The organism is Pseudomonas arvensis (assembly GCF_056688935.1).
The window spans coordinates 2,022,705-2,035,375 of the sequence record NZ_CP162038.1; the positions used below are offsets into that span (position 1 = coordinate 2,022,705).

At 62.9% G+C, this 12,671-nt stretch carries 11 protein-coding genes; 2 read left to right on the top strand and 9 right to left on the bottom strand.

The window, feature by feature from the left end:
* Window positions 1-4: 4 nt before the first annotated feature.
* From AB3G88_RS09385 to AB3G88_RS09415, 7 genes are all read right to left on the bottom strand, one after another.
* A complete protein-coding gene (locus tag AB3G88_RS09385) occupies window positions 5-781 on the bottom strand; it encodes a polysaccharide biosynthesis/export family protein (RefSeq protein ID WP_099584845.1) in 777 nt (258 codons plus the stop codon).
* Window positions 782-810: 29 nt separating this feature from the next.
* The gene (locus AB3G88_RS09390) at window positions 811-1,722 is read right to left on the bottom strand and encodes a glycosyltransferase family 2 protein (RefSeq protein WP_480453766.1); all 912 of its coding nucleotides are present in this window, start codon (window positions 1,720-1,722) and stop codon (window positions 811-813) included.
* Window position 1,723: 1 nt separating this feature from the next.
* Window positions 1,724-3,184 (bottom strand): mannose-1-phosphate guanylyltransferase/mannose-6-phosphate isomerase, encoded by a 1,461-nt coding sequence (locus AB3G88_RS09395; RefSeq protein WP_480453767.1) that lies wholly within the window; start codon window positions 3,182-3,184, stop codon window positions 1,724-1,726.
* Window positions 3,184-4,623, bottom strand: coding sequence for an undecaprenyl-phosphate glucose phosphotransferase (locus AB3G88_RS09400; protein WP_099584848.1), 1,440 nt, complete (start codon window positions 4,621-4,623; stop codon window positions 3,184-3,186). Before AB3G88_RS09400 ends, AB3G88_RS09395 begins: the two co-directional genes overlap by 1 nt.
* Window positions 4,624-5,057: 434 nt before the next feature.
* Window positions 5,058-7,544: a TonB-dependent siderophore receptor gene (locus tag AB3G88_RS09405; RefSeq protein WP_480453770.1), complete on the bottom strand. Its 2,487-nt coding sequence runs from the start codon at window positions 7,542-7,544 to the stop codon at window positions 5,058-5,060.
* 105 nt (window positions 7,545-7,649) lie between these two features.
* Window positions 7,650-8,600 carry a FecR domain-containing protein gene (locus AB3G88_RS09410; protein ID WP_250926455.1) on the bottom strand — a complete coding sequence of 317 codons (951 nt, stop codon included), beginning with the start codon at window positions 8,598-8,600 and terminating at the stop codon, window positions 7,650-7,652.
* Window positions 8,587-9,102, bottom strand: coding sequence for a sigma-70 family RNA polymerase sigma factor (locus tag AB3G88_RS09415; protein WP_099584851.1), 516 nt, complete (start codon window positions 9,100-9,102; stop codon window positions 8,587-8,589). The genes AB3G88_RS09410 and AB3G88_RS09415 overlap by 14 nt, the downstream gene beginning before the upstream one ends.
* Before the next feature lie 158 nt (window positions 9,103-9,260).
* On the opposite strand from AB3G88_RS09415, the gene AB3G88_RS09420 reads away from it, so the two are divergent.
* On the top strand, window positions 9,261-9,890 hold the full coding sequence (locus tag AB3G88_RS09420; protein WP_480453771.1) for a LysE family translocator: 630 nt from the start codon (window positions 9,261-9,263) through the stop codon (window positions 9,888-9,890).
* A gap of 33 nt (window positions 9,891-9,923) precedes the next feature.
* On the opposite strand, the gene inhA is transcribed toward AB3G88_RS09420, so the two are convergent.
* Entirely contained in the window at window positions 9,924-10,604 is a 681-nt protein-coding gene (gene inhA, locus AB3G88_RS09425) for an isonitrile hydratase (protein ID WP_112194443.1), read from the bottom strand.
* 89 nt (window positions 10,605-10,693) lie between these two features.
* On the opposite strand from inhA, the gene AB3G88_RS09430 reads away from it, so the two are divergent.
* The gene (locus tag AB3G88_RS09430; RefSeq protein ID WP_480453773.1) at window positions 10,694-11,662 is read left to right on the top strand and encodes a GlxA family transcriptional regulator; all 969 of its coding nucleotides are present in this window, start codon (window positions 10,694-10,696) and stop codon (window positions 11,660-11,662) included.
* Here AB3G88_RS09430 and AB3G88_RS09435 read toward each other — a convergent pair.
* Window positions 11,632-12,558 carry an alpha/beta fold hydrolase gene (locus tag AB3G88_RS09435; RefSeq protein WP_480453775.1) on the bottom strand — a complete coding sequence of 309 codons (927 nt, stop codon included), beginning with the start codon at window positions 12,556-12,558 and terminating at the stop codon, window positions 11,632-11,634. The genes AB3G88_RS09430 and AB3G88_RS09435 overlap by 31 nt on opposite strands.
* Window positions 12,559-12,671: the final 113 nt, after the last annotated feature.

Here is a 12,671-nt window from a genome sequence, read left to right on the forward strand (position 1 = left end):
TCCTTTAGTTGTTGCCGCCGCTGGTGCGCGTGTAGTTGTAGCCAACCCCAATGGACTTGGTGAACGGGATCAGTTGGTTCATGTAGGTATCGACTCCCTGAATGCGCTCGCCCACGTTGGATTTGGGCACGAACACCACATCACCGCGTTGCAGGTGCACCGGTTTGCGCCCGTTGGGGCCGGTCCTGAGCAGTTGGCTGAAGTCCAGGAAATAAGCGCGATAGGCGCCCTGGGCGTCTTCGCGCAGCAGCGCAACCATGCTGGCGTTGCCCGCCGGGCTGACCCCGCCGGCACCGACAATCGCCTGTTCCAAGGTGTTGGCCGTGGCGATCTGCACCGCCGTCGGGTTATTCACCGCGCCGCCGACAATCACCGTGTTGCCGGGCGCCTGGTTGATGTTCACCGTCACACGTGGCTCGCGGTACGTCTGCGCGAGCTTGCCGGTCAGCTCTGTCGCCAGCTCCGAGGGCTGGCGCCCGGCAACCTGGATCGGGCCCAGGAATGGGTAGTTGATCTTGCCGTCGGTCTGCACGGTGTACAGCGTCAACTCGTAGATCGTGCTGACGTTGAACGCCGACAGCGTCGGCATCTCGCCGGCATCGCGCACGATGCGCAACTGGTCGCCGATACGGATGCGTTCCACCGCCGGCGGCAGTTGGGCCAGTTGTTCGAGGGCGCGCTTGCCTTCCTCGACGGTCTTGCTGTCGGGCGGCACGATGCGCGCCGGCGTATTGCAGGCGGCCAGAGCCATCATGGCCACGACGAGCAGGGTTCGTTTCATCAAAGGGGACTTCCTGTGGGTCATGATGCTCACCTCCAATAACCGGGAAACATGCTGATGCGCCGCTTGAGGGCGAGAGGCAGGCGACGCTCAAGATGGCCCAGGCGATAACCGAGCAACTTGAACGCACTGCGTACCAGCACCTCCGGCACGCGGTGCAAGGCGCCGGCTTTGCGCAAGGCCGCGAGTTCGGCCAGTACATAGCGTTTGCCTTCGCTACCCGCGTCGCCAAAGGCCTGTTTGATCCACGGCTCGCGGCCATAGAACACGCCGATATCGAAGTAGCGATGAAATTCGTCCATGAGTTTGTAATCGTGTGAGTGATGCACCAGCGCCGTGGCGGCGTAGCGCACCTTGTAGCCGTCGAGCAGCATGCGCGCAGCGACGTAGGCGTCTTCGCTGCCGATCACGTCGACGGGGAAACCTCCCACCGCGTGCAACGCACTGCGCCGGTAAACGGAAAACGAGTCGGAGCTGAAGCAGGTCTTGATCCCCAGCGTGGGTGCATCGGCCAGGCTTTTACTGCGGCTGTGCTCGGGGTAGTTGAAGTGCCGCGATTGCGCGCCCAGCACCCCCGCGTCGGGGTGGGGCAGTTGGCGTCCGTAGGCGACGCCGTTGAGCGGGTCCTGCTGCAACTCGGCGAGCAGGTTGGCGAAGGTCTCGGGCGTGGCGGGAATGGCGTCCTGGGTCATCACGATCAACGCATCGCCGCCCACCTGCTCGCTGGCCCAGCGGCGGGTGCCGCCGTGGTTGAAGTCACGGGCGTCGATCACTTCGACCCGAGCGCCGAACTCGCGAAAACGCGCCACGGTGTCATCGCTGGAGGCGCTGTCCACCACCAGCATCTCGTCCGGCTGCAGGGTTTGCATTTTCAGCGCCGGCAGCAGGCGTGCCAGGTGGCTGGAGGCGTTACGGGTCGGGATGATCAGGGACGTGCGCATATCATTTTTTCACGTCGGCGGGCGCACGGCCGTAAATGTCGTCGAAGCGCACGATGTCGTCTTCGCCCAGGTACTCGCCGCTCTGCACCTCGATCATCACCAGGTCGATGATGCCGGGGTTGGTCAGCCGGTGTTTGTGCCCGGCCGGGATGTAGGTGGACTCGTTGGCGTTGATCAGGAATTCCCGTTCGCCGTTGGTGATCTGCGCCGCGCCGCTGACCACCACCCAGTGCTCGCTGCGGTGGTGGTGCATCTGCAATGACAGCGATGCCTGGGGCTTGACCACGATGCGCTTGATCTTGAAGCGGCTGCTTTCCTCCAGCACGGTGTAGGTGCCCCACGGCCGGGTGACGGTGCGGTGCAGGCTGTACGCCGGATGGTTCTGGCGCTTGAGCTCGGCGACGATGTAGCGCACATCCTGGCTGCGTTGGGCATCGGCGATCAGTAGCGCGTCGGGGGTGTCGACGATGATCAGGTCGCGCACGCCCACGGCGCCCAATACGCGCTTGGGTGAGTCGATGTAGCAGTTGTGCACGTCATGCAAAATCGCTTCGCCATTGACCTGGTTGCCATGGGCGTCGCTGGGGGTGAGCTGGCGCAGGGCTTCCCACGAGCCGATATCGCTCCAGCCAATGTCACAGGGCACCACGGCCACTTGGTCGGACTTTTCCATCAGCGCCACGTCGATGGAAATGTCCGGTGCGCTGCCGAAGGCGTCGGCGTCCAGTTCACGCTGGCGCGAGGTGTTGTTTTGCAGGCTCTGGCTGTGTTCCAGCGCGGCGCGTGCGGCTTCCAGCACGTCCGGGGCATGGGCGGCCAGTTCGTCCACCAGGGTGCTGGCCTTGAAGCAGAACATGCCGGCATTCCACAGGTGCTTGCCGCCGTCGAGGTAGCCTTGGGCGGTCGCCAGGTCGGGTTTCTCGACGAAGCGTTTGACCCGGTTGCCGTGGCGCAGTTTTTCACCTTGTTCGATGTAGCCAAAACCGGTTTCCGGATGGTCAGGCTGGATGCCGAAGGTCACTAGGTAGCCGGCTTCGGCAAGGTCCCGGGCCTGGGTCACGGCGTCGGCGAACGCGACTTCATTGAGAATCAAATGGTCGGCAGGCATCACCAGCAATTGCGCATCGCCGCCGAAGTGTTCCTGCACATGCAACGCTGCCACTGCGATGGCCGCCGCCGTATTGCGGCCGAACGGTTCCAGCAGCAAGTCCAGAGGCAGGCGGGCGTTGTTGACCGACCGGTAGTCATCGAGGGTGCGAAACAGCAGGTCGCGGTTGGTGACTGTCAGTACGCTTTCCACCCCAGGCAGTTTGGCGGCGCGCTGGAAGGTTTTTTGCAGCAGGCTCTGGCCGTCACGCATGCGCATGAAGGGTTTGGGCATGTTCTGCCGCGACACCGGCCACAGCCGGGTGCCCGAACCACCGGAAACGATGCAGGGAATCAATCCGTTGAGGGTATTCATCAATAGACTTCCTTGGTGGAAAGGACGGCCGGGACCGTCATGAAAACGATGTACAGGTCAAACCACACCGACCACTTGGAGATGTACTCCAGGTCGTACTCGACACGTTTCTGGATTTTGAACAGGGTGTCGGTCTCACCTCGGTAGCCATTGATCTGCGCCCAACCGGTGATGCCGGGCTTCACGCGGTGGCGCGAGCTGTACTCACTCACTGCCACTTCAAACGGAACACCGGCGGCCTTGGTCGCGGTGGCATGGGGGCGCGGGCCGACCATCGACATGTTGCCCAGCAGCACGTTGAACAGCTGCGGCAGCTCGTCGATGCTGGTCTTGCGGATGATGCGGCCCACGCGGGTGATACGTGGGTCCTGGCGGGTGGTCTGGCGTTCGGCGGTGAAATCGCTCTGGTCGGTGTACATCGAGCGGAACTTGAACACGCGGATTTCGTTGTCGTTGTAACCGTAGCGGTTCTGGCGGAACAGCACCGGCCCCTTGGAGTCGAGCTTGATCGCAATCGCCGTGGCCACCATCACCGGCGACAGACACACCAGCGCCAGGCTGGCGAGAAAGCAATCCTCCAGGCGCTTGATCACCGGCGACCAGCCACGCAGCGGCAGTTGCGAGGTGTTGAACATCAGGATGCCGCCGACGTCGGTGATTTTGCTGTGGCCGTAGCGCAGGGCCGCCATGTCGGGCACCAGCATCACGTTCACCGACATCTGCCGCAGGCGGTTGACCAACCCGTGGATGCGCTGCTCGGCGGCCCACGGCAGGCAGATCATCACTTGGTTGACCTGTTCGGCGCGTATCAGTTTTTCCAGGTCGCGGGTGTTGCCCAACAAGGGCAGCTTGCTCAATTCCTTGGGGATGCGTTCGGTGCGATCGTCGATAAAACCAACCAGTCCGGAGCGGATATCGCCATTGCGTTGCAGGTGGTCGGCGACGTGCACGGCGGTGTCGGTAAAACCCAGGATCACCGTGCGTTGCAGGTATTTGCCCTTGCGCATCAGGTTGCGGTAGAGGCGCAGCATCAGCAGGCGTTCCAGGCAGAACAGGCACAGGCTGGCGACGTACCACGCGGCCAGGTTGCGCGGGGTCAACTGCGGGAAAAACTGCAGGATCTGGTACATGAACAGCAGGATGCAAAACGCCGCTGACCACGCCTTGACCTTGGTTTTCAGGCGCAGCCGGTTACTGAACAATTCTTCGGAATAGATGCCCAGAGCCTGGAACAGAATGATCGTCAGGACCGCGAAAAATACCAGCAGGCCGAGGAAATGACTACGTAGCTCCGGGTCCATCGGGTCGATGAAAACCACCAGCACCAACGGGGGCAGAATGGCGCTCAGACCATGTATGAATTTGACGAAAACAACAAAGAACTCAACAAAACCGGCACGCGTTAAAAACAGGCTGTCGACGGACGACTTTTCTCGCATAAAACATCCCTCATTGCACTCCAGGCGCAGCTGTTCGGTTGCTGTATTCAATAAAGCAGCAGGCTGCTTTAGAGGCACGTCGAACTACGGCTACGCTGGGTAATACGCAACTTTTCATTCAAAAAATATATATTCATTTGAATGGTTTTCGCGGGTGTCGTGACTAAAGGAGTGTTTCCTTTTCAATGCTAGTCAACGGATTGACGATGGTGCGGAGGTGGCATGCTAGACAGGTTTATCAGTCTCTTTTTCGGCATTTTATTGACATTCCTTGTCCAGTCACTCGGTGAAGGGGGGTGTGTTTTTGAGTGTAGGAACAAATGTGAGATTTTTCCTGCTTAACGGTAAAACCTTTTTATAAACGCGGTAGGAAAGGGGGACAAAGGGGGGAGGCAGGGCGCACTAAGTGCCCTGCCAGCGGGGTTTTCGAGGGGTTAGAAGTTGCCTTTCAAACTCACTGTAAAATTACGCGGTTCGCCATAAAAGTTGCCCCAGGAGGCGGTGCCCACGGTGTTGTAGTAGGTTTTATCAAACAGGTTGTTGCCATTGAGCGCCACTGTCCAGGTGTCATCCACGCGGTACGCCAGGCGTGCGTTCCAAGTGGCGTAACCGGGTTGTTCGAGCTTGATGGTCTGCACGCGATAGTTGCTGCTCTGGGCATTGACCCCTGTGCCGACGCTCCATTTCGACAGCGCGCCGTCGAGCTGGTAGTCGCCCCACACGCGCAGCATGTGACGAGGCACGTAGGTGTTGGACGTGCCACCCTGCTTCGCGACGTCGATGGTGCTCAGGGATTGGGTCTGGGTGTAGGTATAGCCGCCGAACAGTTGCAGGCGTTCGAGCACTTCACCGCTGATTTCGGCCTCCACGCCCTGGGCGCGCACCTTGCCTTTATCGGTGTAGCAAAAGCCGTCGGCGGAGGTCGCGCATTGGGTGGTGTAGTCGGACTCGGCGCCGTTTTTCTCAATCGCGCGGAACAATGCCAGGGAGCTGTTGAGGCGCCCGTCGAACCATTCGCCCTTGATGCCCAACTCGTAGTTGTCGCCGACCTTCGGCTGGAGGGCCGCGCCGTCGACGGTGGCGTAAGAGCTTTGCGGCTGGAAAATATCCGCATAGCTGGCGTACACCGAGAGGTGCTCGTTGAGGTCGTAGATCAGCGCGGCAAACGGCGTGACTTCGCCGGTTTCGCGGGTGCGTGCATCCTGCGTGGCCCATTCGCCCCAGGCCAGGTTGTAGGATTGGCGACGGTTCTCGTACCAACTGACGCGGCTGCCGACGATCAGCATCAGCGGCTCGGCCAGGCGCAGGCGCAAGGTGGCATAGGTGCCATATTGAGTGGCGGTCTCCTTGACCGTGCCACCCCGGTACATGTTCGGCCAGAAGCTGCTGTTGGCCGGTTCCGGGAAGTGGTGATCGGGTTGGTAGATGCTCTGGCGCCTGGGCAGGTTCTGGATCGCGTACACGTCGTCCTGGGTACCACGGCTGCCGTTGGCACCGAGGATCAGCTCATGCTCCAGGCCAAAGGCTTCGAACTTGCCGTCGACGTAGGCGTCGAGGCCGAAGTCCTTATGGTTGTAGTCCATCAGCGCCGCGTAAGAGTTGGCAGTGGGCGTCGGGTTGTCGTAGGCGATGGTGCCTTCGCTGGCGGCGTACTTGGTGTCTTGCAGGTTGCGGCTGTGCACCGCCGAGACCTTGAGTTTCCAGTCATCGTTGAATTGATGGGTCAGGTCGGCGAAGAACGTGGTGCGCCGGCTTTGCCAGTCGTTCCAGGACTGGCCCAGACACGTGGAGCGGCTGAGGTTGGCGCTTTTGCCATCGGCGTAGCGCGGCAGGCCGCCCCAGCACGGGCTGGCGTCGACGTCTTCGTAGCTGGCGCCGACGCCCAGGGTGGTGTCGGGGTTGAGGTCGATGTCCAATGCGCCATAGAACGCCTGGTCCTGGCGCTTCTGAATGTCCATGTAGGAACCGCGAGTCTGCTGGCTGATCGCTGCGCGGCCGCGCACGGTGCCGCTGTCATTCAACGGGCCACCGGTGTCGACGTCGGCGCGGTAGTTGTCCCAGGTGCCGGCGGACAACGACAGGCTGGTGGTGGGCTTGGCCTGTGGTCGTTTGCGCACGAAGTTCACCGCGCCGCTGGCGGTGCCGGCGCCCTTGAGCATTCCGGCTGCGCCCTTGAGCACTTCCACCCGGTCGTAGATCGCCATGTTGGCGCTGAAACTGTCGGCTTGTACGTAGTCCTTGCCCATGTCCAGTGGCACGCCGTCGTACTGGTACTGGCCGAGCATCTTGAAACCACGGGAATAGAAGTACTTGCCGCCCATGGGCGACTCGTACGTGGTGATCCCCGGCGTGCGTTCCATCACGTCGTCAATGGTGGTGAGGTTCTGGTCATCCATCAGTTGGCGGGTCAGCACACTGACCGACTGCGGTGTTTCCCGCAGGCTATGTTCACCTTTGCCGATGGTCACTGCGCCGGTGGTGTAGGAACCGGTGCCATCGGTAAGGGCACCCAAGCGTTCGCCGGTGACCATTGTGGCGCCCAGGTTCAGGGCACCGGTTTGGGCTACTTGCGGCAGGAGCAACCACGTGTTGTTGCCCTGGCGCTGGGCGTCCAGGCCTTGGCCTCGCAGCAACTGGCCAAGAGCCTGTTGCGGGTCGAAGCGGCCGCTGAGGCCTGGGCTGGCCTTGCCGGCGACACTGGTGGCGTCGTACGACAGGCTGACACCGGCCTGACGGGCGAACTGGTCCAGCGCGTTGGCCAGGGAGCCGGCGGCGATCTGCCAGTCGCGGGTCTGGGTATCGCCGGCTGGGGTTTCAGCCCTCACGGCCAGCGGCACGGCGGCGCTGCTCAGGCAGGCGCCGAGCAAAGCGGCCTGCACCGTGCGCTTGAGGGGGGAACGTTGGAAGGGGATCGCTTGCATGACCGCGGGATGCTCCTGAAGGAAGTGAACAGAACCGGCCTGTTGATCGGCCTTTCCTTACAGGTCGAGCGGCAATGCGAATTCACCTCATTTATTTTTGACGGGTTATACGCGGGGCGAGACGGTCACCCAATAACGGCTGCGGTAGGTGACGTCGACCTTGAGCGAATGCGCCACCAGGCTGAGCACTTGATCGGTATCGTCCAACTGATAGGTGCCCGACACGCGCATCCCGGCGACCGCTTCGCTGCAACGTAGCAGGCCGTTGCGATAACGTCCCAGCTCGGCAAGGAAGTCATCCAGGCGCATGTTGTGGGCGCTGATCACGCCGTCGCTCCAGGCCCAAGGGTCCAGGCCATTGGCGCGGGGAGGGCGAATGCCATGGCGGTCGAACAGCACCTGTTCGCCCGGCTGGATCAACTGCCGGGCGCTGGCGTCATGGCGGCCTGCAAACAGCGCCACCGTGCCCTGTTGTACGGCGAGCAACGTGCCTTGGGCGTCTTCACGCACCAGGAAACGGGTGCCGAGGGCGCGCAGGTAACCGTCGCGGGTCTGCACCCAGAAGGGTCGGCTGTCGCCGCCGGTATTGACCAGGATTTCACCCTGGCGCAAGTGCACCAGGCGCCGCTCCTGATCAAACGCCGTATCGAAGGCACTGGCGCTGTTGAGCTGGATGTGGCTGCCATCGTTCAGCGCCACCCAGCGCCGTTCCCCGGTGACGGTGCGGTAATCGGCCAGCATGGCGGGCAGCGGCGTGTAGTCGCGGCCAAGCCAGGTCAAACCAGCCGTGCCGGCCACCAGCCCGAGCAGTTTCAAGCCGTCACGGCGGCTGATGCGTTGGCGCGCACCGCGCAGGGCATGGCGCCCAACCTGGGCCGGTAACTGGCTGAAATCGTCATTCATGGTCGCCACCCGCTGCCACACCTGCTGGTGTTCGGCGCTGGTGTGCAGCCAACGGTCAAATGCGGCGGTGCTGGCATCGTCGGCGGGGTTGAAGCGCAGTGTGATCATCCACTGGATGGCCTGGTCGACCAGGCGCGGGTCATCGTTCGGCATATCGCAACCGATAACAGGCGTGCAGTGCCTTGGCCAGGTCGCGTTCCACGGTGGCCTTGGATACGTTCAGGCGCAGGGCGATCTGTGCGCAGGTCAGGCCGTCGAGTTGGGCCAGCAGGAACGCCTCGCGCACACGTGGCTTGAGTTGGTCGAGCAGGCGGTCGATACGTTCCAGGCTGTCGAGGATCAACCGCCGGGTTTCCTCCGACGGCACTTGCACCTGCGGGAAATGCGCGAGGCTTTCCAGGTAGGCGCGCTCCAGTTCACGGCGGCGGTACTGGTCGATCATCAGGCTGCGCGCGATGCTGCTCAGGTACGCGCGGGGCTGCTGCACCGTCTGCTGCTTGCGCGCATTGAGCAGGCGCACGAAGGTTTCCTGGGCCAGGTCGGCGGCATGTTCGCGGCAACCGGTGCGCCGGCTCAACCAGCTACGCAGCCAGGAATGATGGGCATGGTACAGCTGGCCGATAGCGGCATGGTCCAGTGGGTGATCGCTCGACATGGGCATCCTGGCGCAGCAGTCTTAATTGATAATGTTTCGCATTCTAGACGTTGGCCGTGGCAATGAGCAATCACCGGGGGGCATTGTATCCAGCACATTTTTTTGTTTGCCCAAGGCCGGCCGATTAGGCTGCGTGCTTTCCCGACGGAGGGCTGAGCATGATCGACGTGACGACCCTGGCGATATTTTCCGGTGCAGTGGTGCTGTTGCTGCTGTCTCCGGGACCGAACATGGCCTTTGTTGTCAGCCACGGCGTGACTCACGGCTGGCGCGGTGGAATAGCGTCGGCGCTGGGCATCATTGTGGCGGACCTGCTGCTGACGGTATTGACCGCCAGCGGGGTGACGGCGCTGGTCGCCAGTTGGCCGCCATCCTTTGATGTGATCCGGTATGCGGGGGTGATCTACCTGTTGTGGCTGGTGTTCAAGACCTTGCAGAAAAGCCCTGGTCTGGGCATGGCCCACATCAACCGTGTGCCCTTGGGCCGAGTAGGTTGGCAGGCGATGCTCAATAGCTTGCTCAACCCCAAGGCATTGCTGTTTTTTCTGGTGTTCCTGCCGCAGTTCGTAAAGCCCGAGGCCGGGCCTATCGCCCTGCAATTGCTGGTGCTTGGCGGCGTGCTAACCGTGATTGCCGGAGTGTTTCACGCACTGCTGGGGTGTTTTGGTGGCGGGCTCAGCCGGTTCTTTGCCAGGCGCACACACAGCGCCTGGCTGCAGAAGTGGGGTCTGGCGACGGTACTGATGCTGCTCGCCGTGCGCCTGGCGGTGATGTCGCGCCCCAACTGACTGGCATCAGGGCAAGCCTTGCCCGCTACAGCGTCAGCCCAACCGCGCCGCCGCCCGTGCGGTGATCTCGCCGCGCACGCGGCGCGATTCCACCGTGCGCTTCTTCGCCTCTTCCAGCACATGGGCGGGCGCCGTCTGGGGGCTGCCCGACTCGAACGGCGGGGCCGGTGCATATTCGATCTGCAACTGCACCAGTTGCGCCGCCGCTTCGCTGTACAACTCAGCCGCCAGGACCAGCGCGAAGTCGATCCCCGCCGTGATCCCGCCCCCGGTAAACAGGTTGCCGTCACGCACCACGCGCTCCTGCACCGGGATGGCGCCGAGCGGCGCGAGCATGTCGTGGTAGGCCCAGTGGGTGGTGGCCTTGCGGCCGCGCAGCAGGCCCGCCGCGCCGAGTACCAGCGAGCCGGTACACACCGAGGTCACGTAGCGCGCGGTCTGGGCCTGGGCCTTGAGGAAGTCCAGGGTGGCCGGGTCTTCCATCAGCGCGCCGACGCCGGAACCGCCGGGCACGCAGAGCACATCCAGGTTGGGGCAGTCGGCATAGGTGGTGGTCGGTGTGAACACCAACCCGGTGCTGGACGTGACCGGCGCCAGGTCTTTCCACACCAGGTGCAACTTCACATCCGGCAGCGAGCCCAGCACGTCATAAGGGCCGGTCAGGTCCAATTGCTGGATGCCGGGAAACAACACAAAGCCGATCTGCAAGGTCATCAAGAATGCTCCGATAAGGGGTGGACGGCTTCACTCTAGAGGCCTAGGCTTTGGCGAATACGCCATTGACCCCACGAATCACGCCAATCATGCCCAGAATTGTCCACGTCCTCGCTTTCGATAACGCCCAGGTGCTCGACGTGACCGGGCCGTTGCAGGTGTTCGCCTCCGCCAATGACTTGGCCCGCCAGCGCGGCCTGCCGTTGCCTTACGCCGTCTCGGTGATCGCCGCCCAGCGTGAACCGGTGATGACCTCTGCGGGCCTGGCCCTGGTGGCCGAGCCGTTGCCCGCCGTCGATGCGCCGTGCGACACCTTGGTGATCGCCGGCGGCTGGGGTGTGTACGGCGCTTCTGAAGACCTCGCACTGGTGGACTGGGTGCGGGAAAAGGCCCGGCACACCCGGCGCATGACCTCGGTGTGCACGGGCGCCTTTTTGCTCGCCGCCAGCGGCATGCTCGACGGCTGCCGTGTGGCGACTCACTGGACGCGCTGCGAAGAACTGGCGCGCAGGTTTCCTTCACTGACGGTGGAGTCCAACCCGATCTTCATCCAGCAGGGCGCGGTGTGGACGTCGGCCGGTGTGACCGCCGGCATCGACCTGTGCCTGGCCTTGGTGGAAGAAGACCTCGGTGGCGCAGTCGCACTGGAAGTGGCGCGGCACCTGGTGGTGTTTCTCAAGCGCCCCGGCGGCCAATCGCAATTCAGCGTGACCCTGTCGCTGCAAAAGGGCGACGGCCGCTTCGCCGAATTGCACGCCTGGATGGCCGAAAACCTCACCCTGGAGTTGAACATTGCGACCCTGGCCGCCCAGGCCGGCATGAGCGAGCGCAGCTTCGTGCGCCACTACCGCGCCGAAACCGGGCAGACTCCCGCGCGCGCCGTCGAACTGATCCGCGTCGAAACCGCCCGCCGGCAATTGGCGGACAGCAACGCGTCAATCAAACGCATCGCCGTGCAGTGCGGATTTGGTTGTGAAGAAACCCTGCGCCGCAGCTTTTTGCGGGCCTTGTCAGTCACGCCCCAGGCCTATCGCGAGCGCTTTTGCGCGGTGTCGTAGGCGAGCAATTCCAGCACGGCATCCAAGGTGGCTTGCGGTGCTTCCTGGGGAATATTGTGGCCCACGCCGGGCAACACCTGGCGTCGGTAAAAACCGCTGAAGTGCTCCAGGTCGTCGTCCTCTTCCGGCGCCGGGCCTACGCCGTCATCGGCACCGCACAACGAGATGCTCGGCACCGAGATCGCCGGTTGCAGCGCCAGCGCCTGCTCGATGGCTTCCAACGCCGGATCGCCGGGCGCGTACATGAAGCGGTGGCGGTAGGAGTGAATCACCACCTCGACAAAGTCCGGGTTATCGAAGGACGGTGCGGTCTGCCCATACAGAGCCGGCCCCTCGGCCCAGGACGGTGACCATAGCGACCACAGCAGCTCGCAGAGTTCGCGGCGGTTGGCGGTTAACCCGTCCACACCGCGCTGGGTATGAAAGTAATACTGGTACCACAACCGATGCTCCGTCACCGGCGCCCGAGGCGTGGGCGACTTGGCAATGTCCTGGATGTTGTAGCCGTCCCCGGTCACCAGCCCGCGTACCCGCTGTGGCCACAGCGCGGCAACGATACACGCGGCGCGCCCGCCCCAGTCATAACCCGCCAGCGTGGCCTGCGCGATGCACAGAGTATCCATGAAATCCAGCAGATCCCTGGCCAACGCCGCCTGTTGCCCGGAACGCATGACCTGCGCGTTGATAAATCGCGTTGGCCCATAACCGCGCAGATACGGCACCAACACCCGGCAGCCGCGCTCGGCGAGCACCGGCGCAATCGCGTCATAAGCACGCGGGTCGTAAGGGAAACCATGCAGCAGGATCACCGGCTCGCCATCGGCAGGACCGTGGGCCTCGTAGTGGATGTCGAGCACGGAGGTTTGCACGTGGAGCAATGGGGCGGCCAGGGTCATGGTTGGGCTCCGTCGTTGGCCAGCGTTAGTACATTTGAAGGGACGCAAGCCCCCTGTGGTAATGAGCGGGCTTCTGTGGTGAGCGGGCTTGCCCCGCGCTGGGCTGCGCAGCA

Excerpts from the sequence above, each read along its gene's own strand:
- AB3G88_RS09385 (WP_099584845.1), bottom strand. The coding sequence starts at position 781 with ATGAAACGAACCCTGCTCGTCGTGGCCATGATGGCTCTGGCCGCCTGC.
- AB3G88_RS09390 (WP_480453766.1), bottom strand. The coding sequence starts at position 1,722 with ATGCGCACGTCCCTGATCATCCCGACCCGTAACGCCTCCAGCCACCTG.
- AB3G88_RS09395 (WP_480453767.1), bottom strand. The coding sequence starts at position 3,184 with ATGAATACCCTCAACGGATTGATTCCCTGCATCGTTTCCGGTGGTTCG.
- AB3G88_RS09400 (WP_099584848.1), bottom strand. The coding sequence starts at position 4,623 with ATGCGAGAAAAGTCGTCCGTCGACAGCCTGTTTTTAACGCGTGCCGGT.
- AB3G88_RS09405 (WP_480453770.1), bottom strand. The coding sequence starts at position 7,544 with ATGCAAGCGATCCCCTTCCAACGTTCCCCCCTCAAGCGCACGGTGCAG.
- AB3G88_RS09410 (WP_250926455.1), bottom strand. The coding sequence starts at position 8,600 with ATGCCGAACGATGACCCGCGCCTGGTCGACCAGGCCATCCAGTGGATG.
- AB3G88_RS09415 (WP_099584851.1), bottom strand. The coding sequence starts at position 9,102 with ATGTCGAGCGATCACCCACTGGACCATGCCGCTATCGGCCAGCTGTAC.
- AB3G88_RS09420 (WP_480453771.1), top strand. The coding sequence starts at position 9,261 with ATGATCGACGTGACGACCCTGGCGATATTTTCCGGTGCAGTGGTGCTG.
- inhA (WP_112194443.1), bottom strand. The coding sequence starts at position 10,604 with ATGACCTTGCAGATCGGCTTTGTGTTGTTTCCCGGCATCCAGCAATTG.
- AB3G88_RS09430 (WP_480453773.1), top strand. The coding sequence starts at position 10,694 with ATGCCCAGAATTGTCCACGTCCTCGCTTTCGATAACGCCCAGGTGCTC.
- AB3G88_RS09435 (WP_480453775.1), bottom strand. The coding sequence starts at position 12,558 with ATGACCCTGGCCGCCCCATTGCTCCACGTGCAAACCTCCGTGCTCGAC.